The organism is Methanobrevibacter intestini (genome assembly GCF_047402955.1).
In the GTDB taxonomy this organism is placed as follows: Archaea; Methanobacteriota; Methanobacteria; order Methanobacteriales; family Methanobacteriaceae; genus Methanocatella; species Methanocatella intestini.
Genome location: NZ_CP187956.1, coordinates 1,012,218 through 1,037,678, shown reverse-complemented (window position 1 = coordinate 1,037,678; position 25,461 = coordinate 1,012,218). Strand labels below are relative to the sequence as shown.

The window sequence follows — 25,461 nt, the reverse complement described above, 5'->3', positions numbered from 1 at the left end:
TTTAATAAACGTGAAAATTCAAAGTTCAAATTCTCAAAGTTTATTAATATAGAAAATAAAAATTTTAATTAATATGACTAATAAAATTTTATTAAAATTTGCAAAAAAGGGAATTAATCTATCACCAGAGGCTTATAAAAAAGTTATTGAAGCAGAAAATCCTCTAGATTTTACATCTTCATTAATTGTTAAATTAAAAGGAGGTGATTTTAAATCTAAAGATTTAGTTTCAGTTAGCGGTCAAACTGTTGATGAAATAATGGAAAATAGCACAATTGAAAAATCAACTACAAGACCTCAATTAACACAAAAGGAAACTAAAAAACCTACTCCAGAACCTAAACCTAAAGAAAAACCTAAAAAAACAGCCAGTATTAGTGATTTTAAAAAAGAATCTGATGTTAAAGAAAAATATGTTAATAAAGAAAATGCAGAAGCTTTAGAAACAGTTGAAAACAAAAAAATCAAATTTAAAAGGAATTTAACCAAAACCAATGTTGAATATGACTTTAAAATCATACAGGATACAAGTAAAAAATCATACACCAGCGGAGAACTTGAAAACTTAATTGCTTATTTCCAAAGCAGATATGAAAAACTAGCTAATATTTTAGTTAAAAGACCAGAACTTAAAAATTACACAAAAGTAGCAGATATTGAAGAAGGTCAAAGCAATTTAAGTCTTATTTTAATGGTTAGGGAAATCAGATCCACTAAAAATGGCCATAAACTTATTGAATTTGAAGATGATACTGGAACTATTCCTATATTATTCTCAAATAAAAATGAGGAAGTCTTTAAAGAAGCTGAAAAACTAGTTAAAGATGAAGTTATTGGTGTTCTCGCTGATAAAAATGGTGATTTAGCTATTGGAAATGAAATCATAAATCCGGGAGTTATGAGAATACCTAAAAAAGAAATGGATTTCAGTATTGTATTTTTATCTGATGTTCACATTGGAAGTTTAACCTTTTTAGAAGATGCATTTACCAGATTTATAGATTGGATAAACTGTGAATTCGGAAATGAAGAACAGGTAAAAATAGCTGAAAGTGTTAAATATCTTGTTATTGGTGGAGATATTGTAGATGGTATTGGTGTATATCCAAATCAGGAAAAAGAACTAGCTATTAAAGATATTACTCAGCAATACAATGAAGCTGCCAGATTCTTAGGAAACATTAGAAGTGACATTAAAATAATTATTGCTCCGGGAAACCACGATGCATCAAGAGTAGCAGAACCTCAGCCTGCAGTACCTGAAGAGTATGCAAAAGCTTTATATGAACTTGATAATGTAGAATTCATAAGTAATCCTGGTGTTGTATCTTTAGACGGTATTAATGTCTTAATTTATCACGGACGTAGTTTTGATGATTTAGTAATGGCAGTTAAAGAGTTTACTCATGAGAAAAATGATTTATTAATGGAAGAATTACTTAAAAAAAGACATTTAGCTCCAATTTATGGAGAAAGAACTCCTCTTGCTTCAGAACTTGAAGACTACTTAGTAATTGATGAAGTTCCTGATGTCTTCCATACAGGACATGTTCATATTAATACTCATAAAAAATTCAATGGCATTCATTTAATTAACTCCGGAACATTCCAGACTCAAACAGAATTCCAGAAAATTTATAATATTGAACCAACCCCTGCTGAAGTTCCCGTACTTTACAAAGGGCAATATAAATGTTTAAAGTTCATTTAAAAATTTTTATAAATAATAACAACTTAAATAATATTAAGTTTAGGTGAAAAAATGGAAAAAAATATTGAAGAAATTATTAATGTTTCAGATTATCTTTATAACAATAAACTTGTTGCCGGAAAAGCTGGAAATGTTAGTGCTAGATTTAAAGGTGAAGATGGTGATGTGATTGCTATTACACCTACTTTAAAATCATTATATGGTTTAAATGAAGAAGATATTGTATTAGTGGATTTAGAAGGTAATTTATTAACAAAAGGCAAACCTTCTTCTGAAGTTGATCTTCATTTAGAAATTTATAAAAAAAGAAGCGACGTAAATGGAATTGTCCATACTCATTCACCATATGCAACAGGATTTGCATTTTCTTCAAAAAGAATTAAAAGACACGAAGGTTTCGGAGCTATTAATACACCATTTTTAGAAGACATTGAATATGAAACTCCTGGAAGTATGAAACTAGCTAAAAATGCTTCAAACGCTATCGGTGACGAAGATGTTTTAATATTAAAACAGCATGGTGTTTTATGTGTTGGTGACAGTTTAAAAGAAGCTACTTTACTTGCAACTTTCGTTGAAGAAACAGCTAAAACACAGTTTATAACTTATATGTTAAATTCAACTGAAGATTTAATATGAATCTTCTTGTGAAGATTCACTTTCTTTTCCAGAATCAACATAATCAGTTATAATATCTAAAATTAAACCAGATAAAGAAGTATCTTTATCAATAGCTATTTTTTTTAATTCTTTTTTCAAATCTACTGGCATATTTATAGTTGTTTTACTTATATCTGACATAATTATATAATTGTTTATCATATTTTATATACTTTTTTCTAAAATGAAATTTACCAAAAAATATTTAAAGATTAATATAATAATATAACTTTAACATACTGATTTTTTAAATATATATTATTTTGGAGGGGAAATTTTATGTCTAATCAAACAATCGATGAAGTATCAGAAATATTAGAATATATTATGGAGAACAATTCAGTTCCACGTAACATAAGAGAAGCAGCACAGGAATCCAACACTTTATTAAAAGATGAATCCCAGGACCAATCTGTAAAAATAAGTACTGTTTTAACTAAATTAGATGAAATTAGTAATGATCCTAACATACCAGTTCATGCAAGAACTTTAATATGGGAAGTTCTTTCCAAATTAGAATCTATCTAATTTTTTTTAATCTTTTTTAGAAATAGCTAAAGCTATTGTAACTCCATTAAAAGCTGTTTTTTTATAAATTAATTTTGAATCAAAGCCTGCTGTAATTAAAGCAGAAGCTTCAGACACACTGCCGACACCAAATTTGGATTTTACAAATTCTGATTCATGTATATCATCTGATTTAAATAAAGTCAATTTATCCATTTCAACAAAATTAACAGGAATATTTAACATTTTACTTAAATCCAAGATACCTTTTTCATTTTTCTTAATTTCACCTGAAGCCAATTTAGATAATCTGTTTTTAGAAATATTCAAGTCATCAAGTGCCTTATTAAGACCTATTAAAATATCTTCTTTGGATTTACCTCGTTTGCATCCAATACCAACAACAATATCCTCAATTTTCATTATTAGTTTATGATTTTTATATAAGACATGTATTTCATCTGTATTTATGGAACTAGTAAATTCAATTGAAACATCAATTTCAAGTGTATTATCATTTAAATAATCAAATAAAAAATCATAGTTTTCTTTACTGTTGACTCTGAACATTATTTCTTCATTGTTTAAAATAGCTTTATTGAAATATACAATTTCTTTTGGATTTTTAACTGTCAAATACAAATCTTTAGCTATTACATCAACACCTAATTTTTTATTGACATCAGTTGCAGTTGTAATAACTTCTGTTGCATTTAACATATCAGCTACTTTTGATGTCAGTTTATTGGCTCCGCCTAAGTGACCTGATAATGTGCTGATTACAAAATTAGCATTTTCATCAATATTCAAAATAGCAGGATCTGAAACTTTTGATTTGATTAATGGTGCAATACTTCTAATTAAAATTCCAGATGCCATAATAGCTATAATTGCATCATATTCATAGAATAATATTTTAAAAGTATTTTTAACATCTTTATAATAAATATCTGTGTTAATAATAGTTGAATCTTTATCTAAATGTTTTTTTAATAATAAAGATAAATCATAACCTTTTTTTGAAACAGAAATAATAGCTATTTTCATAATATCACATATAATATAATTATAAATAAAATTATTGCAAGGGTAAATAATAATATTGTTAATTTTGACAGTTTAACAGCACTGCTTATATCATTTATTTCAATATTTTTATTATTGTCTCCCAATATATAAGTATCTAATTTAATTAATTGTATATCTAAAGCTCCTGCAGCTGAAGCCATTGTAAAACCAGAGTTTGGACTTGGACAGTTTCTGGCATCTCTTTTCAATATTTTATAACTGTTTTTATAATCAAATCTCAGGCAAAATGCAGATAAAACAACAAATAAACCAGCTATTCTTGATGGAATATAATTTAAAATATCATCTATTTTAGCTGGAACAAAACCAATATTAATCAGTTCATCAGTTTTATAACCAACCATTGCATCAAGTGTATTGAATATTCTGTAATTAAATGGAATTAAAATTAAAATAAATAAAAGCAAATAGGAATGTATAAAAATTCCAGCAAGACTGAAAATCATGAAATAAAATACAGGTGAAATGTATGAATCAGTAATATTTTCTGTTAAGCTTTCAATAGTAGCTGAAACAATGTGTTCTTCAGTCAGTTCATCAGTGTTCCTGCTGACTAAATATGAAACTGCCTGTCTTGCTTTATCAATATCTTCTTTTAAATCTGTTTCAACATTAATAGCAGTATCCAGCAGCATTTTAATAGAAAAAGTAGATGATAAAATTAATGTAAATAATATAAAAAATATAAATGCATTAAATGAAGATAAATAAACTAATATAATCACTGATACACTTGAAGCAATACAGGTAGCAGCTGTTAAAAACAAACCTGACCATCTATTTTTTATTTTAATAAATCTGATTTTGAAAAATGATATTACAGATCCGATCATTACAACAGGATGAATTTTAGTTGGAAGTTCACCATATGTAATATCAAAAGAAATAGCTAAAAATAATGAAAATAATATAAATATTAAAATATTATATGAAAAATTAATATTATTAAATATATTGAAATTATTTATTAAATCAAAAGTATAATACATTATTTAATATATAATATTAAAATAAATAAATATTTTATTATAATTTTAAACATGGTGAAAAAATGAGTATTGAACAAGATGTTAAAAACTGGTTAGCTGATGAAGGTGTCTTTAGAGAAAAAGCTGCAGATGAAAATGCAGATTTTCATTTTGTCATTGAATTTCCTAAAGATAATATAATGGATGTTGTAAAACCAAAAGAAAAAGATGTTATTGTTATTGGATGTGCAACACAAGTAGCACCAGAACATATTAATTTAATGCAAAATGCATCTCCTCAGGATAAAAATAAATTTTTATTTGATGTAAGTACTAATTTAAACTTATTTTTAGTTGATTATGAATTGAAAGTGGATCAGGATATTTTACAGCAATTTGTAGTTACTGATAATATCTTTGAAGATGGATTAAGTAAAGACGCTTTATTTAAAACTATTAAACGTGTTTTTAAAGCTAAATTACATTGTATAATGTTATTAAATTACGCTTTTGGTAATTCAAACACTAATATTTCCAAACCACATAATGAAAATAGTATGTTTGTATAATTTTTTCATAAATTTTAGACAGACAGACATAAATTTCAAGTGAAAGCTCTGCGAAGGTTCTGTAGGAATGAAGACATGCATTTCATCTGTAAAAACACTTGAAATTTATCTTAATTTTTTGTAGTTAAAATTGAAAATAAAGCCTTTTTCATTCTTTTTTTATAAAAATAATCATTTTAACCAACTTAAAAATTTTTTTTCACTTGAAACATATGTCTTGATTTTTGCTTCGCACTAAAAATTGCATTACAGTTGAAATTTATCTCTCACTATTCATGTTAAATCATTATATTTTTTTTGATAAAACTCTTATTGAATTTTTTTTCACTTGAAATATATGTTTTATTTTTCAAATGCTCAGATAAATATTATATTATACTGAAAATATTACAATTGAAATACTTCTTCTTTAAATTTGAAATAAAAATTGTTTTAGTCTTATTTTTTTAAATGATAATTTTTTAATAAATTTTTAAATTAATTTATTTTATAAAAAATTGATATAAAACATTTATTTTTTAAAAATAAGTAATATATGCCTTTTATTTTGTAATTGAAAAATTATAAAATTATTTTACAATTATGTTAATTTTGTTTTCATCACTATTTTTTCACTTGAAATATATGTCTTTATAATTGAAATAGTTAATTTTCATGTTTTAATTTTAACTATTTTTATTTACTTTAATTTTTATTTAAGCTATTAATTGACTATTTTTTATAAATTTAATTATTTTAAACATTTTTCAGTTAATTTTAATTTATTTAATTTCTTTAATTTTTATTTTTTAATGAAAATTTATTATCTCAATACAATTTTGTAATACAAACCTTTATTTAACACTGTTTTCATATATTAACACTGGAAATAATACTTATAATTTTTTCATATTTTTTAAGATTATTTTACTTTTATTACTTTTTAAGAATGGTGAACATATGGCAAATATATTTGATGACTTGGAGGTAGGAAAATCAGTTTTTAAAGATAAACAACCTTTAGATCATAGGTTTTTACCTGAAAATTTACCTCACAGAAAAGAACAGATAACACAAATAGCTAAATATTGGATTGAAGCATTAAATAATGTTACTCCATCTGATATTACAATTTACGGAAAAACAGGAACTGGAAAAACAGCAGCAGCAAAATTTGCTCGTGAACAACTAAATGAAGCAGCATCTAATAAGAATGTTTTCATAAAAGTTGAATATATTCGTTGTACTGATTACACAACAGAATATCAGGTTATTGCACAGTTATGTCAAAAACTTGGAAGAAATGTTCCTCACAGAGGCTGGACAAAAGGGGAAGTTATTAATACTTTCAGAGACATTTTCAGAAGAAATGCATATGGAAAAAAACTGATTTTAATTGTTATTTTAGATGAAATTGACATATTGCTTAGTAAAGACGGAGATGGAATTTTATACACTTTAACAAGAACTGACAATGTATCTATATTATCCATTAGTAATTATGTTGAATTTAAGCAATTTATAACACCTAGAGTAATGAGCAGTTTGAGGGATAAAGAAATTGTTTTCCCACCTTATGGTGCTGATCAGTTAGCTGATATTTTAAGTGAAAGGGCTCATTTATCATTTAAAGAAGATACAATTGAAAGTGATGTTATACCGTTATGTTCAGCTATGGCAGCTAAAGAAGAAGGAGATGCAAGATATGCACTGGATTTACTTAGAACTGCTGGAGAAATAGCTGATGAAGAAGAATCTGATAAAATCATTGGTGATTATGTAAGAAGAGCGAAAGACAGAATTGAACATAATAAAATCACTGATATTATTTTAACCTTACCAACTCAGCAACAAAGAGTTTTAGATGCTATTTTAAGACTTACTCAAAATAATGAGGAAATAACTTCAGGTAAATTATATGATACTTATAAAGAAGTATCAAAAGGAGATTCTGTAACATACAGAAGAATTTTTGATTTTATAAATGAACTTGAAATGTTAGGTATTATTTCAACCAATACTATATCACGTGGACGTGGAAAAGGAAGAACTAATATTATAACACTTCAATGCGATACTAATCTACTTGAAAAAACACTTTATTCCATATGATTCCATTTGGGATTGTTTTTTATTAAAGTTTTTAAAATAGCCATTCTAACTGGAACAGCATTAAATGCCTGATTGAAATATTTATTATGTTTAGTATTATCTAAATCAGTAGCTATTTCATCAATTCTTGGTAACGGGTGCATAACAATAACATCCTTACCTTCCAACATTTTTTTATTAACAATATAAGCTCCTTTTATTTTTAAATATTCATCCAAATCTCCAAAGCGTTCTTTTTGAATTCTGGTTACATATAAAACATCTACTTTATCAATAATTTCTTCTATACTATCAACTTCAGTATATGGGATATTCTTTTTGTTTAAATCGTGTAAAACTTCCTGAGGCATTTTTAATTCTTTAGGAGCAACAAAATAAAGTTCTACATTGTCATATAATCCTAATGCATTAGATAATGAATGTACTGTACGGCCAAATTTTAAATCTCCAACCAAAGCTATTTTTAAATTATCAATCTGCCCTATTTCTTTTTTAATAGTGTATAAATCAAGTAATGTTTGAGTAGGATGTTGACCAGCACCATCTCCAGCATTTATCACAGGAACATCTACAATATCTGATATAAATTTAGATACACCTTCCAATTCATGTCTAATAACTAAAGCATCGCTGTAGCCTTCAAACATTTTTGCAGTATCAGCTATGCTTTCCCCTTTGGAAACAGAACATGATCTTGTACTTTCAATACCTATGCAATTTCCGCCTAAACGTTTCATAGATGTTTCAAATGATAATCTTGTTCTTGTAGATGGTTCAAAAAACATTAATCCAAGGATTTTACCTTTTAATTCGTCACAACATTCTTTTGATTTAGCTATATCTTCTAATTTTGATGCTTCATCCAGAATATAATCAATATCTTTTCTTTCAAAATCTTTTATTGAAATAATACTTTTTAGTTTAAAAATTTTAATCAACCCATTTCATTCAATTCTTTTATCAATTAAATTATTAATATAACTGGCAAATTTATCAATTTCATCCATATCCAATACAGGAATATTTTCACTGGAAAGTGTTTTTTTAGCTTTTATTTTATCTATAAAGTTTCCTTCATCTGGATTTATTTCATAACCAAAATTTGAAGAAATAAATGATGATTTAACAAGTTGTTCTGAAAATGTTTTGTTCAGATGACTTTTAGTATTTGATTTTTCATCACAGTTCATAAAAAGAGCAACCGGTTTTTCCATCAATGTTCCCATATTTCTGGATATGTATCTTTTTAAGATTCCTTGGACTTTTCCATGGTATAATGATCCAGCTAATATGATAAAATCATATTTTAACAAACAGGCTGTTTTAGCTTTTTCAATTGGAATTAGCTGAATTTTAGCTTTTATTTTATTTGATAAAATTTTTGCAGCCTTTTTTGTTATTCCACTGGATGTTGAGTAAATTATTGCTATTTTCATATAATCCTTTCAATTGGCACGACAAGAATATCTTTTGCACCTGCATTTCTTAAATCGTTAACAAGTTCGAATACTACATCTTCATCTATAACTGCCTGTACAGCTACAGTTTCTTCTTTAGATAATACTTCAGAAATTGTCGGACCTGTCATTGCCGGCATAACTTTTTTAACATTATCTAAATTTTCTTTTTTAACATTCATCATTACAAGTTTTTTCCTTTCAGCTTCAATTACGCCCTTTATACTTGTACTTACGGCTTCAACTAACTCTTTTTTATTTTCAAAGCTATTGTCATTAGTAATAAGTTTAATAGTACTTTCTAAAATTACATCAACAATTTTCAAATGATTCATTTTTAATGTAGTTCCAGTACTGGTTAAATCAGTAATTAAATCAGCTATTCCAATTAATGGTGCGATTTCTGTAGAACCGCTTAATGTTATTATTTTTGATGTTAAATCATGTTTTTCCAAGTATTTTTTTGTTAATGTTGGAAATTCAGTAGCTACTACCATATCTGATGTTAAATCATCAATAGAATTTATATTGGAATCTTCCGGTGATGCTAAAACTAATTTTGTTTGTCCGAAAGATAAATCAACTAATTCCTTAACATTAGCTTCACTTTCATTAATCAAGTCTACACCAGTTATTCCCATATCAACAATTTCATCTTCAACAAATTTCGGAATATCTGATGCACGAGCAAACATAACATCAATATCTTTATTAAAAGTAGCAGAAATTAATTTTCTATTAGCATTATCTTTTAATCCTAATCCAGCTTTCTCTAAGATAGCTATTGAAGGATCACTAATTCTTCCTTTAGAAGGTACAGCAATTTTTAATTTCATTTTAAATCTTCTCATTTTATTTATGTGATATGATATATTATTTTTTTTATTAATACTTTTTTAAAGTGTTAAAATTCTTAATATTTTTTAATATTTTCAGTTTTTACTATCAAATAATACAAAATCTTTAAATATAATAGAAATTATAATGATATTAAGCTTAAGATTAATTTAAAATTATCATAAGTTACAAATTAACTGTTTGAGGTGAAATATATGTCTGAAATACCAAAAGCTCCTATCGCAAGGATTATTAAAGATACTGGTGCTGAAAGAGTTAGTGAAGATGCAAAAGCTGAATTAGCTGCATATCTTGAAGAAGTAGCTCGTAATGTTGCAATTGAAGCAAATAATGTTGCTAAAATCGCTAAACGTAAAACTATCAAACCAGAAGATATTAAATTAGCTATTAAAAATTTAGAATAGTTATTTTAATTGACTTTTTTTATTTTTTTTAGGTGTTATTATGACTGATAATACTATTTTAATTAAAGACACATTAATTTTAAACCCTTCAGATTTTAAAGAAATAAAAGGTTCTCTTTTAATAAAAAATGATAAAATCGCAGAAATTGATACTGATATTGATGAAAGTAACGTAGATAAGGTTATTGATGGTAAGGGTAAAATATTACTTCCAGGATTTGTAAATACTCATACACATTTATCAATGACTTTGTTTAGAGGATTAGCTGATGATTTAAGTTTGGATTCATGGTTAAATGATAATATCTGGCCAATGGAAGCAAATCTTACATCTGAATACTGTTATATTGGTGCTCTTTTAGGAGCTATTGAATTAATTAAGTCCGGAACAACTACTTTTAGTGACATGTACTTTTACATGGAAGATGTTGCAAAAGCTGTTGAAGAATCAGGAATTAGAGCAGTTTTATCTTATGGTATGATTGATTTTGGTGATGATGAAAAAAGAGAACATGAAATTAAAGAAAACATAGCATTATTTGAAAAATGCAACGGAATGGCTGATGGAAGAATTAAAGTATTTTTTGGACCTCATTCTCCGTATACAGCTTCAAAGGATTTATTGGAAGATGTAAGATGGTTAGCTAATGAGTATAATACTGGAATTCATATTCATGTTAGTGAAACTCAAAAAGAGATAAATGATTCACTTGAAGCCCATGATTTAAGACCCTTTGAATACTTGGATTCAATAGGATTTTTAGGTCCTGATGTTGTAGCTGCACATAGTGTATGGTTATCTCATAATGAAATTGAAATTATTAAAAGGAACAATGTTAAAATTTCACATAATCCATGCAGTAATATGAAATTAGCTTCAGGTATAGCTCCAATTCAGGATTTAATCACTAATGATATTTGTGTTGGAATTGGAACAGATGGAGCATCATCAAATAATAATTTGGATTTGATTGAGGAGTTAAGAACAGCTTCCTTACTTCAAAAAGTTAATTTATTAAATCCTAAAGCTTTAACTTCTAATGAAGCATTAGCTATGGGAACTATCAGAGGTGCAGAAGTTTTAGGACTTGAACAGGAAATAGGATCAATTGAAGTTGGTAAAAAGGCAGATTTAATTTTAATTGATACCAATAATGCTAATATGGTGCCGGATAGTTCAGCTACAAGTTCCAATATCATTTACTCCGCAAATGGTTATAATGTAGATACCACTATCTGTAATGGTAAAATTTTAATGGAAAATAAAAAATTAACTACATTAGATGAAGAAGAAATTTATAAAAAAGCCAGAAAAGCTATTGAGGAGCTTAAAGAAGCTAGAAAATAAGTTTATCTAGCTTCAAATTTTATTTTATTTTTGTTTAAAACAATGCTTCTTTTCCAGATATTATGGCTTTCAGGGAAATCAGATCTGAAATGAGCTCCTCTACTTTCTCTACGTAATATTGCTGATTTTACAACTAAAATAGCTATTTCAACCATGTTTATTACTTCAAGAGCAGTTACAAGTTCTGTATTATATTGAGCTTTATTTTCAACTTTTAAATCATTTAAGTCTTTTTTCATTTCTTGCAATTGTCTTAAAGCTTCGTTTAAATTTTTTTCGTCTCTGACAATTCCTACTTTTTCCCACATTAACTGTTTAAGATTGTTTTTGAATTCTGTAGGATTAATGGAACCGTCTTTAATTAGGCTTTCAATTCTTGTTTTTTCTTCATGAACCATTTCAGGATTTTCTTTAAAGTCAGTTTCACTTGCAGCTTTCGCAGCACTTTCACCAGCTCTTTTTCCAAATACTTGGGTATCAGCCAGTGCATTTCCACCTAAACGATTAGCTCCGTGGACTCCTCCAGAGACTTCCCCTGCAGCAAATAAATTAGCTACATTTGTAGAGCAATCAGGTTTGATTTTAACACCACCCATAAAGTGATGTGCAGTTGGAGCTACTTCTATTTTTTCATTTTTAATATCAATACCTACATTTTTAAATTGTAAAACCATGGTTTCTAATTTTTCATCAATTAAATCATCTGGAAGATGTGTAATGTCTAAATAAACTCCTCCATGTTCGCTTCCTCTTCCTTCAATGATTTCCTGATAAATGGATCTTGCAACAACATCACGGGTAGCTAATTCCATTTTTTCAGGAGCATATTTTTTCATAAAGCGTTCGCCATCTTTATTTAGTAATTTTCCACCTTCAGCTCTTACAGCTTCAGTTACAAGAACTCCTTTTTTGGAATCTGGAGTTACCATTCCTGTTGGGTGGAATTGAATCTGTTCCATATCTATCAGATTAGCTCCTGCATTCCATGCAAGCATGAATCCGTCACCATTTTTCTGAATGGTGTTGGATGTAATAGGATATAAATTGCCTGCTCCTCCACTAGCCAGTATAACTGCTTTTGCTTTAAAATAGATTATTTGGGAGTTTGCCAAATCTAGTCCAACAGCTCCTATAACCTGTCTTAAACTTTCATCCAAAACAAGAGATGTAACCATTACCTCTTCAATAGTTTGAATATCTCTTTTAATTATTTCTTCTTTAAGAGCAGTCATTAGCTCATGACCTGTCCTGTCTCCCTGAAAACAGGTTCTTCTGTATTGCTGTCCACCAAATGGTCTTTGATTTATTTTACCAGATTCCTGGCGGTCAAAGATTGCCCCATAATTTTCTAAATCAATTAGTCTGTCAGGGGATTCGTGAACAAGTACATCTACAAGTTTTTTATCATTGAGATAGCTGCCTCCCTTTAAGGTATCTTCAATATGTGCTTCTATTGAATCATCAGCATCGACAGCTTTAAAAACAGCATTATATCCTCCTTCAGCCATTCCAGTACATCCAGATCTAAAAGTCAGTCCTTTTGAAACAATAAGTCCTTTAAGACCAGCTTTATCTACTTCAATAGCTGCTCTTGAACCAGCTCCTCCTGAACCAATAATTAAAACATCGGTTGAAATTGTTTTAGTTTCCATAGTCATTACCTGTAAAATTTATATTATTTTTAAATTTATATTTGATTGTTAAAATAAATTTGTTTTTAAGCAATTTAAAAAAATCATTTATTTGGGAGTGTCCGATAATTATTGGATTTTAAAATCTCCCTTAATTTTTATTTATTTCTAAATCCACCACTTTTTCTTCTTTAATTATGAATTTACTTATTAAATTATCAAGTATATTTATATCAATTTTTCTATTTTTTGTTTTTTCTATTTTTTATTAAATTTAAAATGGATTTTAGCACTTTAACGTCCATATGTTTGTGTATTTTTTTAATATTGTGTGTGATTGCATATCGTGTTAATTCGTTATTTACTCTTTTTATTCCTCTTGTTTTAATTCCTCTGAAGTTTCTGGACTCTCGTAATGTTCCAAAGTTTCCTTCAGCATTTGGACCTCTTCCAGAATAAGTTTTTTGACCCCATTCTGAGTAATATGTTTTTTTGATTTCATCAATTTTGTGGTCACATCGGTCTTTGATTTTTCTTTTGGGTTCTGATGCGCAAATCTCATGATTGGAACATGTTAAACAGTTATTTGTTGTATAAACTTTATATTCGACTCAATTTTGCATATTATTGTTTTGTCTTGTTAAAATTGAGCCATTAGGACATATATGTGTCGTTTTTCCAGTATTTAATGAATTTATGTTTTCTAAATTTTTCTTTTTTGTCTGTTTTATGATTTTTATTATTTTCTTTCTTTTCATTGTTTTTTTTCTTTTGTACGGGACGTTGATGCTTTATCAGGTATTACAATTGTTGTTGGTGAATTATAAATTTCATTAAGACTTTTTATATGCCAGTATCCATAATCTACTACAATTGTGTAGTTTTCTTTATGTAATATTTCATTTAATTCTTTTACAGTCACTAATAACTCTTTTTTGTCGCTTGGAGATTGCGTAATGTAGTGAATAGCCATCATACCATATTTGTCATCAACGCCTGATTGGAAATTATAATTAAATCCCCCATTTATTGTTTTTATCAAGCATACTATGTGCTTCGGGGTCAACAATACTAATAGGCTGATTTCCTTTAATATTTTCTTCCATTTGTTTAATTTTTAATAAGACTTTTTTCAACCCGTTTTTTCTGTTTAAAAACGGATTCTAGCAAATAAATTCCTCCAACTCGTATATTTTTTTTCAAAATCGAAAAAAATAAATTATATGACTCACAAAAAATTAGTTTGTGAAGTGAATTTATTTTTGTTAATTTAAGTTGTTGTATGTATAATAAATATAAATTCCTTCACATATAAATAAAACTCTTTTTTATCAAAAAATAAAGCAATATTAAATGTTTATAGCTCAATTAAAGCAATATTAAGAATTATTACTTTCGCCATATACTGTATTGTATTTTTAACCTTAAAAATAAAAATAAATTGATAATATTTGATGAAACTTTGATTAAACAACCAAATAAGCAGTATAGTTTAAATATTATTCAATGAATGGTTAAAATAAGTAATACTTAAAAATTTTGTTGAAATCTTTTGAAAAATAAAAACTTATGATTTCAAGTGAATAAAAGTATTACTCATTAATTATCGGACACTCCCTTATTTTACATTTTATCATAAGTGGAATATTGAAAATAAGATAATTGTTGATTTTAGTTATGTTGAAAAAACACTGTCATTTTGAACAGCACTGATGAAAATCTAAAAATATATAATGTATTTTAAACACATAATAAAAATTATGGACAAGAAAAAAATAATAATTATAGAACTTGTTGTATTTGTTTGTATATTAATAATAGGAATCGCAATAACTCTAAACTTAAACAATCAAACAACAGAACCAATTAACAATACAACACAATCAACTGAAGTATCAGTTGATTCAATAAACAAAGAAACACAAAGTGATTCTAGTTCATCACAAGAAAGTGATCCAGGGGCATTTTACAGCAGACAAAGTAATGAAATGATTTACACAGGTGATGTTAAAGTAGGTCCTGATGGTCATACAAGATATAAACATTTAGGATATAATGAATGGGAAATGCTTGATTAATATATAATATTTATCTTCTAAATTAACTTTCAAAAAGAATCTATTCTGTGAAAAATATACATTCATCAAATATATTAATAAATAATTATAAAATTAGTATTTAATGATATAGTTAGTGTAGTTTAAAATTTATTCTAAAATAGCTATTTTTAATTAAATTAATTGTATGGGTAATATTTTTAAATAAAATAGTATTTCATTGAATATAATAGGAGGTTTTTTAATGAAAATTGAAGGAACAGTTACAACTGGTTTGGGAAAAGGTGCTTATTTTTTATCACAGGATTTTTATGTTAATAATTTTGAGAAAAATTGTGGATTTCGTCCATATCCTGGAACTTTAAATGTTATAGTTCCAGAAGAGTATCTTCCTCAAATTAATAAAGTAAAAGATGAATGTAAGAACATTATAAAGCCTGATGAAGGTTTTGGAGCTGTTAAATATATAAGAGCAAAATTAGATGAGGATATTACAGGAGCTATTGTATTTCCAGCTAAAACTACACATGATGAAAACTATTTGGAGTTTATAGCTAAAGATAAGCTTAGAGATAAGTTAAATCTTAAAGATGGGGATAGAGTAAGTATTGAATTTTAAAGAAATATTTTTATATTATAATTAATATATTATTTGATTGTACAATTCTCAGGGCGGAGTGAAATTCTCCACCGGTGGTGTTTCTAAATAGATAAGTCCACGAGCACATCTTGTGTTGATTTGGTTAGAGTCCAAAACCGACGGTTATAGTCCGGATGGAAGAGAATAAGAAAGTTATTTTTTATTTTTAGCCCTGTTTCTACACTATTTAAGGAGATGTTACTATGAGTAAAACTGATTTAGAAATGGGTTTTGAGGCATTAAGAAATGGTGAATTTATTTTAGTTTATGATGATGATGACAGAGAAGGAGAAGTAGATATGATTATCGCTTCTGAATTTGTTAGGCCAAAATCAATAGCTACTATGAGAGATTATGCAGGTGGTTTAATCTGTAATTGTTTAGCACCAGAATACTGTGATGCTATTAATTTACCATTTATGACAGATATTATGCAAGCAGCTACTTCAAAATACCCTAATTTAGCCGAACTTGCTCCAAATGATATTCCATATGATGAGAGATCTTCATTTTCAATATGGGTAAATCATAGAAATTCATTTACTGGAGTCACAGACCATGATAGGGCAATGACTATTCGTGAAATGGCTATCATGTTAAAAGAAGAAAGATATGGTGATTTTGGAAAAACATTCAGATCTCCAGGGCATGTTTGTCTTTTAAGAGGAGCTGAAGGTTTAGTTAAAAACAGAAGAGGACATACTGAAATTGGCTTAGCTATGTGTGAAATGGCTGGCGTGACCCCTGTTTGTGTTGTTTGTGAAATGATGGATAGTAAAACTGGTAGAGCAACTTCAATAGAAGATGCTAAAAAATATGCTGATGAAAATGGCTTAGTTTTACTTAAAGGTCAGGATATTATAGAAAAATATTTAGAAGAATAATTAGCTATACATAGCTTGATTATTCATTTTTTTATCATTTATATAATTAAAGATGTATTCGGTAATTTGTTGGATTTTATATGAATTATAAACATTAAATACGACATATTTGCCATCATACATATCTATTTTTATTCCATCTTTAATTTCTTTAGTTGGGCTAACTAAACTTATTTTATCCCAAGGAATTCTAAGGTTTTTAGATTTTAGAGCTTTTTCAATGTATATTCCATCATCTTTTATTTTCACGATTTTAACGGCTCTGCGATTTTTATCAGACATTACCTGAATATCTCCGTTTTCATCAAAATCATAATCTGGAATTAAACAATTAGTTTTCCATCCTTGTTTAATTTTTTTTGCAACATGAACTCTATCTTTTTTTGTTAGTTTAACTCCCTGTTCCGGGCTTAAATTAAGTGCCATTTATATCACCTTCTTTTTTATTTCTTCAAAAGGAACTATTCTGTTAAAACTTACATTTTTAGCCATACTAGCTATTGTCTCTATATCAATATTTTCTTCAACACATTCCAGCGCATATTTTGAAAATAAATCGTATCTAATTTCAACTTCTGGAGTAAATCCACGTCCTTTCATTTTTAATTTTGATACATTTAAGACATTTTTAACTTGGGTGTTGTTTTTGATATATGGTACTACATTTTCAAATATATTTTGGTTATAGACTTTGTTTAGAAGTATTGTTTCAACTGTAACTCCAAGTTTATTTAACATATTTGCATGTGCTACTAAATCAACGGCTGCAGATTCAATGCCTCCTTTATTAACTCCAGACATAAGCAGCATTGGAATATCAGATGACATAGCTATTTCACTTGCAGAGTATGGAACTTTTTCATTAAGCAGTCCGGTAAATACACTCATAACTCCTTCAATTAATACAATATCATAGTCTGATTTGTTTAATTTATCAATAGCTAGTTTAATATCCATCCAGCCTAAGTGTCCGATTTTTATAGATCCGTAATCTTCCATTTTCCCGTTTGTTAAATACAGGCCAGGAACAATATCTCTTGCATCAGGACCTACTTTCATAAGAGCCACTTTCAATCCTCTTTTTCTTAGAGCTCCAGCCAGTCCAGTTAAAATAAATGTTTTTCCGGAATCAGATCCATTACTTCCAATCATTAAGAATTTAGGGCCTTTTCCATTATTTTTATATTTTAAAAACGGTTCAGCTAGTGTTTCTATTTTATATCCGGAATTCACTCCTAAATCTTTGTTTATTTTAGCTTTAAATTCCTTATTTTTACTGGATATATTTTTGATATCTTCACTGGAGGCATCAATGTAATCCAGGAAATTATTTTTAATAATAGGGTTTTCATCTAAAATATTATGAATCATAGTTCCTATAACATTTCCCTCATCGTTACAGGCTCCTGAGAAAATATTGTACTCGGATTTTTTATTTACATCTCCATAGTTCATTCTTTGAATCTGAGAGTAAAATAAAGGTTTGGCATCACCTTCAGCTTTACCGTATGTATGTGTGTGGAAACCTGTAACATCTTCATTTTGACCTTTTGTAATAAAAGAATTATCATAGACTTTAGCTTTAACACGGTCACTGCTTATGAGTGGTGAAAAGTCAATGTCTATTAAGCCAAGACCTTCTTTTATTATTGGAACTTCTGATTTTCGTCCGATATCTGTCTGATTTGCTAATAACTGAAAACCTGCACAAACACCAACAATCGGTTTTCCATCTTTAGCTATTTGTTTTATTTCATTGGCTAATTCACAGCTAATATCTTCTGATTCAAGGATAGTTCCGCCAGGTATAATTAATGCATCTAATTCTTCACTAGCTTTAATACCATTAACCAAACCGTTTGATTTGACAATATCTGTAGGTAATTTTCCAAAGTCTTCAAATCCCGGAACAGCTCCTTTTACATAGACGAGTCCTATTTTTTTCATAAGTAAACCTCGTGTAATTATTTTATTTTAAGCTTTATAATACTTTCACAGTTAATATCTAAATACTGTGAATATCGGATTATTAAAAATTCTTCAATAGCTGCAATTGTTGCAATAATACAGATAATTGCTATTAGATTTTCAGATGGTGCTGAAATTAATAAAATTGGAATTAAAATTATTAGTAATCCGGTTATTTTATTGAGATAGCTATGAATTGTTGATAATTTTTCAAATTTAATATAACAATATATAGCAGATGCAATTTTTAGTATTACTATAATCAGAATTAAAACATATATTTCAAGTGTAAAATTCAAAACAGGCAATAAAACTATTATTAATGATAAAAACATTGTCATGTCTGCTATTGAGTCTAATTTTGCTCCAAAATCAGTAACTAAGTTGTATTTGCGAGCAACATACCCATCCAGTACATCGCTGATGCTACAGATTAGATATATAATGAAAAATAAGTAAGATAAAGGTTTTGTAAAAAAAAGCAATAAAGAAAATATAATTCTAATAAATGATAATTTATTAGGACTAATTTTCATTTTCAAAGACACTCATCGCCTTAATGATTTTCAAATCATCTAATGGTTTAGCTTGAATTTGTAAACCAACAGGAATACCGTCTACTTCACCAGCTTTAATACTTCCAGCTGGAATTCCTGCAAGGTTAGCTATTACAGTTAATACATCGTAGGCATACATTTCCATAGGAGTTAATTCATCACCAATTTTGTGAGGAAGTTTAGGAACAGTAGGACCTACGATTAAATCAACATTTTCCAACATAGCATTGATTTCATCTCTAATAAGTGATCTTGCTTGAAGAGCTTTTTTATAGAATTTTCCGCTGTATTCTTTTTGTGAAATATAAGAACCTATTTCAATTCTTCTTAATACTTCCTCTCCACAAACATTTTCTATTCTATAACCGTAATCTCTTCCGTCATATTTTCTGGTAGCTGAGAAGAATTCTACATAGTTGATTAAATAGTAAGTTGGAAGACATAAGTCAATATGATCAAAGCTTACTTCTACAAGTTCAGCACCAGCTTCAACTAATTTATGAATAGCTTTGTTTACAGCAACATTAATTTCAGCATCTGTAACATCAATAAACTCTTTACAAACAGCTATTTTCATACCTTCAAGAGATTTTTCTTCAAGTACGCTGGTGAAATCTGACCTTTCCCCTTTTAAGGTTGTACATTCTGTTTCATCATAATCGGATATTGCATTTAGTGCAAGTGCAATTCCACTGGTATCATTAGCTAATGGTCCGATTTGGTCTAAACTCATTGATAAATCAAGTAAACCTTGTCTTGATACCGCACCGTAAGTTGGTTTAAATCCAACAACTCCACAATGGGATGCAGGGTTCCTGATTGAACCTCCAGTATCTGAACCAAGAGCGATATCACACATTTCCGCAGCTACTGCAGCAGCACTTCCTCCACTGGATCCTCCAGGGATTCTTCCAGGAGCTGCAGGGTTTTGTGTAGGTCCAAAACAGGAAGTTTCAGTTGAACTTCCAGCTGCAAATTCATCCATATTGGTAATACCGAGAATAATTCCGTCTTCAGCTAATATTTTATCAATTACAGTTGCATTATAACTTCCGAAGTAATTATCCAGTGTTTTGGAAGCTGCAGAGATAATATAATCTTCAACATTAATATTTGCTTTAATACCAAAAACTAAACCAGATAAAAATCCAACTTTTTCTCCGTTAGCTATTTTTTTATCAATAGCTTCTGCTTGTTTTAGAGCAGATTCTTTATTAACTTCTAAGAAAATATTTAATTCTTCATTTTTTTCATCAATAACTTTAATGAAGTTTTCCACATTCTCCTTAGCAGTCATTTCTTTATTTTGAATGGAATTTAATTTTTCAATAACACTCATTAAAACACCTGAGTAATCATAATAATATATAATAAGTGATATTTTATTTTTTAAGGTTTATATAAGTTATTGATAATTTTTTTAAAAAAAGTAGATAAGACCTATATTTAATTTATGAGTAATTTAAAGATTGATTTTAGTTAAGTGAAGCTTCTTTACCTGAGTATAAGAATTTGTAGATTAATTTGATAATGATTACACTGATTTCTGGCCCTACAATCAATACCAAACTTGGATTAAAAATTGTCTGCCTATAGCTAATGGAGAAGCTAAACTGCATACAGGGTTTACAGAGGTTTCAGTTTATGAAATTCCTATAATATGTACAAATGCCAATTAACATACCAATAGAAACTAAAATAATATTTGCCTAAACGAATATTTTTTTACAAAATTATAAATAGTGTACAAGCAATTAAATAAAATTAAAGAGGGGTCAAAATGAAAAAAGCTATTGTGTTTGATAATTCTGGAACTTTACTTGAACGTTACAGGGTTATTAAAGATGTTTCAACTGGAGAGTTATTTACTGATGTTAATTCACTTCATTTGATTGATTCTATGGACTCATTAGCACTTGTAGTTCTTCAGTTTAATACGAACTGTCTTTTGAATTTAGATAGCAACACTTTAATTTCAGATGTAATTAAACAGCATAATATCGATTTTGATGTTAGTTTTACAAGCTGTGAAACTACTAAAGAGGAAGTTAGTGATATTTTAGAAAATGAAAATCAGGCTACTATTAGTGATATTACTGATGGTTTTTCTATTTTAAAAGAAAAAATCCCTAAAATGGAACTTTGTAATGGATCTGCAGTAATTATTGACATTAATAAAAGTAAAATAGCTTATACTATTACTTCTGCAGGGAAACTGTTTTCTGAAGTCACAGATACGATTAAGATTTTACAATCCAGAGGCATTGAAATTTATATTGCATCTGGAGACAGAAAGGGAGCTATTAACAAATTAGCCGAAATTTTAAATGTTAATAAAAAGCATGCTTTTGGAACTGTTTCCCCAAAGGGCAAATGCAAAGTTGTCAGATGTTTAAAAGATAGAGGATATAAAGTAATGATGGTTGGAGATGGTCTTAATGATGTTTTAGCTTTTAATAATGCTGATGTATCTGTTTTGACTGTTGAACAGGAAGAAGAAGTTTCTCCAAAGCTGATTAATAAAACAGATTATGTTATTCAGAAAATTTCAGAAGTTATTTCAATAGATTTTTAATAACTTCTTTACTTTTTAAAACATTGTCAAAGTTATTTAACTCAATAATTCCTTTATCTACTTTTTTAAGAAGGTTTAAATCAAGAGTTCCTTCACCTAATGTAATGTGCTGGTCTTTAATACCATTATTGTCATTTAAGTGACAGTAGCTAATGTTTTTTAAATCCAGAAAGTCTTCACAATTTCCACAGGTGTTTCCATGACCTACATCAACTGTTAAGCCGCAGCCAGTTTCATTTTGTATTCTTTCAAGCTCTTCAACTTTATTTCCTAAAAATGAAAATCGTTCGGGCATATTTTCAACGGAAACAATAATGTCTGAATAGTCAACAAGTTCTCCAATGCTTTCAATAGCTAGTTCCAGTGCATATTTTCTTATTCTCTCTTCATTTCTTCCGATTTGTCCTGGATGTAGGGTTAGTGCAGTTGCATTTATTTTACTCCCATAATTCAGAGCATCTTTCATTTGCTTAATACTTTCTTTTCTAATTCCTGTGTTTAGGCTGGCGATATTCAAATCAACTGTTGGGGCATGTATACAAATTTCCAAATCAGTATTTGCAAATTCTAAATTGTCATTTTTAAAAAAAGGGCCTTCTCCAAGTATTTCTATCATTTCAAATTCATATTTTTTAGCAGTTTCTATTATGTCACTATTTGGTTGGGTAAACATTGCTAATGTTGTAAAACCTAATTTCATGATTTAAGATTAACTTTATATATTATAATTATATATAGGTTATTTTGTTATATATCAAAATTTAACATATATAATTTTTTTAAATAAAAACTAGGAGGTTTGAGTTGGCCATGTTTAGACGTAAGAAAAATGTTGATCAGCTTTCAAAAAAAATTATGAGGCATTGTTCTAATGGTTTAACTCATATTATTATATTGTGGATTATTAGTAAAGAAAAAATCCATGGTTATGGAATTATGAAGAAGTTAGATGAATTTTTTAGTTCTTGTAATCCTAATGAGTATAATAAAACAAATTCAAGTAAAATTTATCCGATTCTAAGGAAATTAGAAAAAACTGGAATTATAGAAGGAGAATGGGGAGTCAGTAACAATAAAAATGTTAAGTATTACTCTCTTACAGAAGAAGGGGAATGTTTACTTAAAAATTTTAAAAGTGAGTTTGCTTACCTCCTTAATAATCCTCTTTGGTTAAGTTTTATTGAAGATATGTCAGATAATGAAATGCATAAGGTGGAAAACGATGAAAAATGCAATTGAAACTAAGAATCTTACAAAGATTTATAAAAATTTCACTGCTGTTAATTCTTTAAATTTAGAAATTCCTGAAAAAAGTATTTTTGGATTGCTTGGTCCAAATGGAGCAGGAAAAACCACAACAATTAAAATGCTTACCTGTTTAATTCAACCTACTTCAGGTCAGGCTACTGTTGGAGGTTATGATGTTCAAAAAAATCCCAATGAAGTAAGAAATTTGTTAGGTATGGTTCCTCAACAGGTTAGTTTATATAAGGATTTAACAGTTCAGGAAAATTCAGAATTGTGTGCTGATTACTATGGTGTTCCAGTTGATGAAAAATACGACCGTATTGAAGATTTAATGGAATTGGTAGATATTAAATATGCTAGAAATAAAAGAGTTGGACAATTGTCCGGTGGACAAAAACAAAAGGCATCTCTTGTAGCTAGTTTGGTACACAGGCCGGAGATATTATTTTTAGATGAACCAACAATCGGTCTTGACCCTACTACCAAAAGAACATTATGGGATTTGATTCGTGAATTAAATGATGAAGGAAATACAATTATTTTGTGTTCTCATGACATGCATGAGGTAGATATGCTTTGTGATAATGTAGGGATTATAAATACTGGTAATTTAGTAGCTTATGATACTCCACAGGGTCTTAAAGATTCTCTTTTAAAAGAAGAAAAAGAAGAGCATGAAATTAAAATGAAAGATACTTTAAGAGATATTTCAAATGAAAATGAAGTAAATAAATCAACTAAAGAAGATATTGAAACATTAAACTTAAAGAAAATGTCATTTTTACTTAAAGAAACTAATGATTCAATTATTTCAGCTATTCAATCTAATCCAAAGGTACATGGTGTTGAAGTAGCTAAAAACGGACGTTTTAATTTAAGAATTGATAATTTTGATGATGATGCTGTTAATGATGTTTTAAAAGACATTATTGGGGCAGGTGGTGTTGTTAAATCAATATTTACACAGGAACCGTCTCTGGAAGATGTATTTATTAAAGCAACAGCTGAGGTGAATGAAGATGATAGAGCTTAGAAAATTTGGATGGATGATTAAAAAAGAACTTTTAAGTTTAAAAAGACATCCTCCAAGGTTAATTTCAATTTTAGTTTTCCCTATTATCATGATTTTATTATTTGGTTATGGTATGGGTGGAGACATGACAGATCTGCCGGTAGTTGTTGTTTCTCAAAGTCATGGTGATTTAACTGATGTAACATTGGATACTATTAAAACGACAGATCAGTATAAGGTAGTAGAGGTTATGGATGATGTTGATGATGCAAAAGAACGGGTTGATAGCGGAGAAGTAAAAGCAGCAATTATACTGCCGGAAAATTATGACAGCAATGTGTCTCAAAAGGCAGTTACACTGTATTTGGATTCATCTGATCAGATGGCTTCTTCAACATTGGAAAGTGTAACTCAGGGAATATTTGCTAAATTATCAAATATGGAAGCATCTAATGCTATTGTTTCTAATCCTTCATCACAAGAGTTGGAAAATAGTACAAGTCCACTTAATCAATCTGAATTAGCTACCACTACCCAAAGTGCAAATGTTACAAATTCAATTGGACATACATTTGATAATTTTAAAGATGATATTGCACTGCATATTAACAAAATATATGGAAATATCAAGTACATTGACTTTTTAGTTCCTGCAGTTTTAGGAATGACAGTAATGATGTCATGTATGATGGGTATGGGTGCATCAATAGCAGGAGAACGTGAAACCGGTGAATTGGCTAGATTATTTATGACTCCAACATCAATTTCAACTGTAGTTGGAGGTAAAATTGCATCTAAACTTATAGTTGAATTAGTTAGAGCTCTTATATTAATATTCATGGCTATTGTATTGTTTAATGTAAGTATTAAAGGAGGAATCTTACAGACATTTATTGTTCTTTTCTTTGGAGCACTGTGTTTTGTTGGTTTTGGTATTATGTTATCTGCAAGAACAAATACTCAGGAAGACTATACTCAAATAGCTATGCCGTTTTCAATGCCTATGATGTTTGTTTCAGGAGTATTTTATCCTATTGAAACCATGCCCTGGATTTTACAAAAAATAGCTTATATCTTCCCATTAACTTATCTTAACGATGCAATGAGGGGAGTTATGATTAAAGGTCAAAGTTTAGGTGATGTATGGTTAGATTTAGTTATACTTTTAGGATTTACTGCACTGTTCTTTATCATTGGAGTTAAAAGGTTTAATAGAGATATTTAAGG

Annotated in this window: 28 protein-coding genes and 1 riboswitch; of the genes, 14 read left to right on the top strand and 14 right to left on the bottom strand. The window is 28.4% G+C overall.

Annotated elements, in window-relative coordinates:
* The first annotated feature begins 73 nt into the window (after nucleotides 1–73).
* Together ACMC9J_RS04805 and ACMC9J_RS04800 are read left to right on the top strand one after the other, a co-directional pair.
* Nucleotides 74–1,711: a DNA-directed DNA polymerase II small subunit gene (locus tag ACMC9J_RS04805; RefSeq protein ID WP_019265159.1), complete on the top strand. Its 1,638-nt coding sequence runs from the start codon at nucleotides 74–76 to the stop codon at nucleotides 1,709–1,711.
* Nucleotides 1,712–1,762: 51 nt separating this feature from the next.
* A complete protein-coding gene (locus ACMC9J_RS04800) occupies nucleotides 1,763–2,350 on the top strand; it encodes a class II aldolase/adducin family protein (protein ID WP_019266863.1) in 588 nt (195 codons plus the stop codon).
* Here ACMC9J_RS04800 and ACMC9J_RS04795 read toward each other — a convergent pair.
* On the bottom strand, nucleotides 2,342–2,533 hold the full coding sequence (locus ACMC9J_RS04795; protein ID WP_019265870.1) for a hypothetical protein: 192 nt from the start codon (nucleotides 2,531–2,533) through the stop codon (nucleotides 2,342–2,344). The two genes, ACMC9J_RS04800 and ACMC9J_RS04795, sit on opposite strands and share 9 nt — an antisense overlap.
* Before the next feature lie 117 nt (nucleotides 2,534–2,650).
* On the opposite strand from ACMC9J_RS04795, the gene ACMC9J_RS04790 reads away from it, so the two are divergent.
* Nucleotides 2,651–2,899, top strand: a complete 249-nt coding sequence (locus ACMC9J_RS04790) for a UPF0147 family protein (RefSeq protein ID WP_019265156.1) — start codon at nucleotides 2,651–2,653, stop codon at nucleotides 2,897–2,899.
* A 6-nt stretch (nucleotides 2,900–2,905) separates the two neighbouring features.
* Here ACMC9J_RS04790 and ACMC9J_RS04785 read toward each other — a convergent pair whose 3' ends face one another.
* Nucleotides 2,906–3,925, bottom strand: a complete 1,020-nt coding sequence (locus ACMC9J_RS04785; protein WP_427002966.1) for a cobalt-precorrin 5A hydrolase — start codon at nucleotides 3,923–3,925, stop codon at nucleotides 2,906–2,908.
* On the bottom strand, nucleotides 3,922–4,956 hold the full coding sequence (locus ACMC9J_RS04780) for a cobalamin biosynthesis protein (protein WP_427002965.1): 1,035 nt from the start codon (nucleotides 4,954–4,956) through the stop codon (nucleotides 3,922–3,924). The genes ACMC9J_RS04785 and ACMC9J_RS04780 overlap by 4 nt, the downstream gene beginning before the upstream one ends.
* 62 nt (nucleotides 4,957–5,018) lie before the next feature.
* Between ACMC9J_RS04780 and ACMC9J_RS04775 the strand changes: the two genes are divergently transcribed.
* Together ACMC9J_RS04775 and ACMC9J_RS04770 are read left to right on the top strand one after the other, a co-directional pair.
* A complete protein-coding gene (locus tag ACMC9J_RS04775) occupies nucleotides 5,019–5,504 on the top strand; it encodes a DUF2299 domain-containing protein (RefSeq protein ID WP_019265153.1) in 486 nt (161 codons plus the stop codon).
* Nucleotides 5,505–6,443: 939 nt separating this feature from the next.
* Nucleotides 6,444–7,595: a Cdc6/Cdc18 family protein gene (locus ACMC9J_RS04770; RefSeq protein WP_019265152.1), complete on the top strand. Its 1,152-nt coding sequence runs from the start codon at nucleotides 6,444–6,446 to the stop codon at nucleotides 7,593–7,595.
* Here ACMC9J_RS04770 and pyrB read toward each other — a convergent pair.
* The 3 genes from pyrB to hisG are packed head-to-tail and all read right to left on the bottom strand — an operon-like array spanning nucleotide 7,583 to nucleotide 9,888.
* On the bottom strand, nucleotides 7,583–8,533 hold the full coding sequence (pyrB, locus tag ACMC9J_RS04765; protein WP_019268040.1) for an aspartate carbamoyltransferase: 951 nt from the start codon (nucleotides 8,531–8,533) through the stop codon (nucleotides 7,583–7,585). The genes ACMC9J_RS04770 and pyrB overlap by 13 nt on opposite strands.
* Before the next feature lie 6 nt (nucleotides 8,534–8,539).
* Nucleotides 8,540–9,031, bottom strand: coding sequence for a flavodoxin domain-containing protein (locus ACMC9J_RS04760; RefSeq protein WP_019265150.1), 492 nt, complete (start codon nucleotides 9,029–9,031; stop codon nucleotides 8,540–8,542).
* Nucleotides 9,028–9,888: an ATP phosphoribosyltransferase gene (gene hisG, locus ACMC9J_RS04755; protein ID WP_049780215.1), complete on the bottom strand. Its 861-nt coding sequence runs from the start codon at nucleotides 9,886–9,888 to the stop codon at nucleotides 9,028–9,030. The genes ACMC9J_RS04760 and hisG overlap by 4 nt, the downstream gene beginning before the upstream one ends.
* Nucleotides 9,889–10,104: 216 nt before the next feature.
* On the opposite strand from hisG, the gene ACMC9J_RS04750 reads away from it, so the two are divergent.
* Together ACMC9J_RS04750 and ACMC9J_RS04745 are read left to right on the top strand one after the other, a co-directional pair.
* On the top strand, nucleotides 10,105–10,314 hold the full coding sequence (locus tag ACMC9J_RS04750) for a histone family protein (RefSeq protein ID WP_019265148.1): 210 nt from the start codon (nucleotides 10,105–10,107) through the stop codon (nucleotides 10,312–10,314).
* A gap of 40 nt (nucleotides 10,315–10,354) precedes the next feature.
* Entirely contained in the window at nucleotides 10,355–11,662 is a 1,308-nt protein-coding gene (locus ACMC9J_RS04745) for an amidohydrolase family protein (protein ID WP_427002964.1), read from the top strand.
* Between the two features lie 2 nt (nucleotides 11,663–11,664).
* Here the strand turns inward: ACMC9J_RS04745 and tfrA are convergent, their stop codons facing one another.
* The 3 genes from tfrA to ACMC9J_RS04730 form a co-directional block, all read right to left on the bottom strand.
* Complete coding sequence (tfrA, locus tag ACMC9J_RS04740; RefSeq protein WP_427002963.1) at nucleotides 11,665–13,314, bottom strand: fumarate reductase (CoM/CoB) subunit TfrA; 1,650 nt, start codon at nucleotides 13,312–13,314, stop codon at nucleotides 11,665–11,667.
* Nucleotides 13,315–13,535: 221 nt separating this feature from the next.
* Nucleotides 13,536–13,850 (bottom strand): transposase, encoded by a 315-nt coding sequence (locus tag ACMC9J_RS04735; protein WP_427003631.1) that lies wholly within the window; start codon nucleotides 13,848–13,850, stop codon nucleotides 13,536–13,538.
* Between the two features lie 197 nt (nucleotides 13,851–14,047).
* Nucleotides 14,048–14,335 (bottom strand): hypothetical protein, encoded by a 288-nt coding sequence (locus ACMC9J_RS04730; protein WP_304160725.1) that lies wholly within the window; start codon nucleotides 14,333–14,335, stop codon nucleotides 14,048–14,050.
* A gap of 718 nt (nucleotides 14,336–15,053) precedes the next feature.
* On the opposite strand from ACMC9J_RS04730, the gene ACMC9J_RS04725 reads away from it, so the two are divergent.
* From ACMC9J_RS04725 to ribB, 3 genes are all read left to right on the top strand, one after another.
* Complete coding sequence (locus ACMC9J_RS04725) at nucleotides 15,054–15,371, top strand: hypothetical protein (RefSeq protein WP_238524051.1); 318 nt, start codon at nucleotides 15,054–15,056, stop codon at nucleotides 15,369–15,371.
* Between the two features lie 223 nt (nucleotides 15,372–15,594).
* A complete protein-coding gene (locus tag ACMC9J_RS04720) occupies nucleotides 15,595–15,969 on the top strand; it encodes a DUF120 domain-containing protein (RefSeq protein ID WP_004036128.1) in 375 nt (124 codons plus the stop codon).
* Between the two features lie 40 nt (nucleotides 15,970–16,009).
* Nucleotides 16,010–16,140: riboswitch (FMN riboswitch) on the top strand.
* 53 nt (nucleotides 16,141–16,193) lie between these two features.
* Nucleotides 16,194–16,874 (top strand): 3,4-dihydroxy-2-butanone-4-phosphate synthase, encoded by a 681-nt coding sequence (gene ribB / locus ACMC9J_RS04715; protein WP_427002962.1) that lies wholly within the window; start codon nucleotides 16,194–16,196, stop codon nucleotides 16,872–16,874.
* On the opposite strand, the gene ACMC9J_RS04710 is transcribed toward ribB, so the two are convergent.
* The 4 genes from ACMC9J_RS04710 to gatA are packed head-to-tail and all read right to left on the bottom strand — an operon-like array spanning nucleotide 16,875 to nucleotide 20,738.
* Entirely contained in the window at nucleotides 16,875–17,300 is a 426-nt protein-coding gene (locus ACMC9J_RS04710) for a hypothetical protein (protein WP_427002961.1), read from the bottom strand.
* Complete coding sequence (locus ACMC9J_RS04705; RefSeq protein WP_427002960.1) at nucleotides 17,301–18,821, bottom strand: glutamine amidotransferase-related protein; 1,521 nt, start codon at nucleotides 18,819–18,821, stop codon at nucleotides 17,301–17,303.
* Nucleotides 18,822–18,838: 17 nt separating this feature from the next.
* Nucleotides 18,839–19,378 carry a CDP-alcohol phosphatidyltransferase family protein gene (locus ACMC9J_RS04700; RefSeq protein ID WP_019268032.1) on the bottom strand — a complete coding sequence of 180 codons (540 nt, stop codon included), beginning with the start codon at nucleotides 19,376–19,378 and terminating at the stop codon, nucleotides 18,839–18,841.
* Entirely contained in the window at nucleotides 19,368–20,738 is a 1,371-nt protein-coding gene (gene gatA / locus ACMC9J_RS04695) for an Asp-tRNA(Asn)/Glu-tRNA(Gln) amidotransferase subunit GatA (RefSeq protein ID WP_019266850.1), read from the bottom strand. Before gatA ends, ACMC9J_RS04700 begins: the two co-directional genes overlap by 11 nt.
* A 441-nt stretch (nucleotides 20,739–21,179) precedes the next feature.
* Between gatA and ACMC9J_RS04690 the strand changes: the two genes are divergently transcribed.
* Entirely contained in the window at nucleotides 21,180–21,974 is a 795-nt protein-coding gene (locus ACMC9J_RS04690; RefSeq protein WP_019265139.1) for an HAD-IC family P-type ATPase, read from the top strand.
* Here ACMC9J_RS04690 and ACMC9J_RS04685 read toward each other — a convergent pair.
* Nucleotides 21,955–22,674: a sugar phosphate isomerase/epimerase family protein gene (locus tag ACMC9J_RS04685; protein ID WP_019265138.1), complete on the bottom strand. Its 720-nt coding sequence runs from the start codon at nucleotides 22,672–22,674 to the stop codon at nucleotides 21,955–21,957. The genes ACMC9J_RS04690 and ACMC9J_RS04685 overlap by 20 nt on opposite strands.
* Nucleotides 22,675–22,778: 104 nt before the next feature.
* Between ACMC9J_RS04685 and ACMC9J_RS04680 the strand changes: the two genes are divergently transcribed.
* The 3 genes from ACMC9J_RS04680 to ACMC9J_RS04670 are packed head-to-tail and all read left to right on the top strand — an operon-like array spanning nucleotide 22,779 to nucleotide 25,459.
* Nucleotides 22,779–23,213 (top strand): PadR family transcriptional regulator, encoded by a 435-nt coding sequence (locus ACMC9J_RS04680; protein WP_019265137.1) that lies wholly within the window; start codon nucleotides 22,779–22,781, stop codon nucleotides 23,211–23,213.
* Entirely contained in the window at nucleotides 23,197–24,255 is a 1,059-nt protein-coding gene (locus ACMC9J_RS04675) for an ATP-binding cassette domain-containing protein (protein ID WP_019265136.1), read from the top strand. Before ACMC9J_RS04680 ends, ACMC9J_RS04675 begins: the two co-directional genes overlap by 17 nt.
* Nucleotides 24,242–25,459, top strand: coding sequence for an ABC transporter permease (locus ACMC9J_RS04670; protein WP_019266848.1), 1,218 nt, complete (start codon nucleotides 24,242–24,244; stop codon nucleotides 25,457–25,459). The genes ACMC9J_RS04675 and ACMC9J_RS04670 overlap by 14 nt, the downstream gene beginning before the upstream one ends.
* Nucleotides 25,460–25,461 lie beyond the last annotated feature (2 nt).

Excerpts from the sequence above, each read along its gene's own strand:
- ACMC9J_RS04805 (WP_019265159.1), top strand. The coding sequence starts at position 74 with ATGACTAATAAAATTTTATTAAAATTTGCAAAAAAGGGAATTAATCTA.
- ACMC9J_RS04800 (WP_019266863.1), top strand. The coding sequence starts at position 1,763 with ATGGAAAAAAATATTGAAGAAATTATTAATGTTTCAGATTATCTTTAT.
- ACMC9J_RS04795 (WP_019265870.1), bottom strand. The coding sequence starts at position 2,533 with ATGATAAACAATTATATAATTATGTCAGATATAAGTAAAACAACTATA.
- ACMC9J_RS04790 (WP_019265156.1), top strand. The coding sequence starts at position 2,651 with ATGTCTAATCAAACAATCGATGAAGTATCAGAAATATTAGAATATATT.
- ACMC9J_RS04785 (WP_427002966.1), bottom strand. The coding sequence starts at position 3,925 with ATGAAAATAGCTATTATTTCTGTTTCAAAAAAAGGTTATGATTTATCT.
- ACMC9J_RS04780 (WP_427002965.1), bottom strand. The coding sequence starts at position 4,956 with ATGTATTATACTTTTGATTTAATAAATAATTTCAATATATTTAATAAT.
- ACMC9J_RS04775 (WP_019265153.1), top strand. The coding sequence starts at position 5,019 with ATGAGTATTGAACAAGATGTTAAAAACTGGTTAGCTGATGAAGGTGTC.
- ACMC9J_RS04770 (WP_019265152.1), top strand. The coding sequence starts at position 6,444 with ATGGCAAATATATTTGATGACTTGGAGGTAGGAAAATCAGTTTTTAAA.
- ACMC9J_RS04760 (WP_019265150.1), bottom strand. The coding sequence starts at position 9,031 with ATGAAAATAGCAATAATTTACTCAACATCCAGTGGAATAACAAAAAAG.
- hisG (WP_049780215.1), bottom strand. The coding sequence starts at position 9,888 with ATGAAATTAAAAATTGCTGTACCTTCTAAAGGAAGAATTAGTGATCCT.
- ACMC9J_RS04750 (WP_019265148.1), top strand. The coding sequence starts at position 10,105 with ATGTCTGAAATACCAAAAGCTCCTATCGCAAGGATTATTAAAGATACT.
- ACMC9J_RS04745 (WP_427002964.1), top strand. The coding sequence starts at position 10,355 with ATGACTGATAATACTATTTTAATTAAAGACACATTAATTTTAAACCCT.
- tfrA (WP_427002963.1), bottom strand. The coding sequence starts at position 13,314 with ATGGAAACTAAAACAATTTCAACCGATGTTTTAATTATTGGTTCAGGA.
- ACMC9J_RS04725 (WP_238524051.1), top strand. The coding sequence starts at position 15,054 with ATGGACAAGAAAAAAATAATAATTATAGAACTTGTTGTATTTGTTTGT.
- ACMC9J_RS04720 (WP_004036128.1), top strand. The coding sequence starts at position 15,595 with ATGAAAATTGAAGGAACAGTTACAACTGGTTTGGGAAAAGGTGCTTAT.
- ribB (WP_427002962.1), top strand. The coding sequence starts at position 16,194 with ATGAGTAAAACTGATTTAGAAATGGGTTTTGAGGCATTAAGAAATGGT.
- ACMC9J_RS04710 (WP_427002961.1), bottom strand. The coding sequence starts at position 17,300 with ATGGCACTTAATTTAAGCCCGGAACAGGGAGTTAAACTAACAAAAAAA.
- ACMC9J_RS04705 (WP_427002960.1), bottom strand. The coding sequence starts at position 18,821 with ATGAAAAAAATAGGACTCGTCTATGTAAAAGGAGCTGTTCCGGGATTT.
- ACMC9J_RS04700 (WP_019268032.1), bottom strand. The coding sequence starts at position 19,378 with ATGAAAATTAGTCCTAATAAATTATCATTTATTAGAATTATATTTTCT.
- gatA (WP_019266850.1), bottom strand. The coding sequence starts at position 20,738 with ATGAGTGTTATTGAAAAATTAAATTCCATTCAAAATAAAGAAATGACT.
- ACMC9J_RS04690 (WP_019265139.1), top strand. The coding sequence starts at position 21,180 with ATGAAAAAAGCTATTGTGTTTGATAATTCTGGAACTTTACTTGAACGT.
- ACMC9J_RS04685 (WP_019265138.1), bottom strand. The coding sequence starts at position 22,674 with ATGAAATTAGGTTTTACAACATTAGCAATGTTTACCCAACCAAATAGT.
- ACMC9J_RS04675 (WP_019265136.1), top strand. The coding sequence starts at position 23,197 with ATGAAAAATGCAATTGAAACTAAGAATCTTACAAAGATTTATAAAAAT.
- ACMC9J_RS04670 (WP_019266848.1), top strand. The coding sequence starts at position 24,242 with ATGATAGAGCTTAGAAAATTTGGATGGATGATTAAAAAAGAACTTTTA.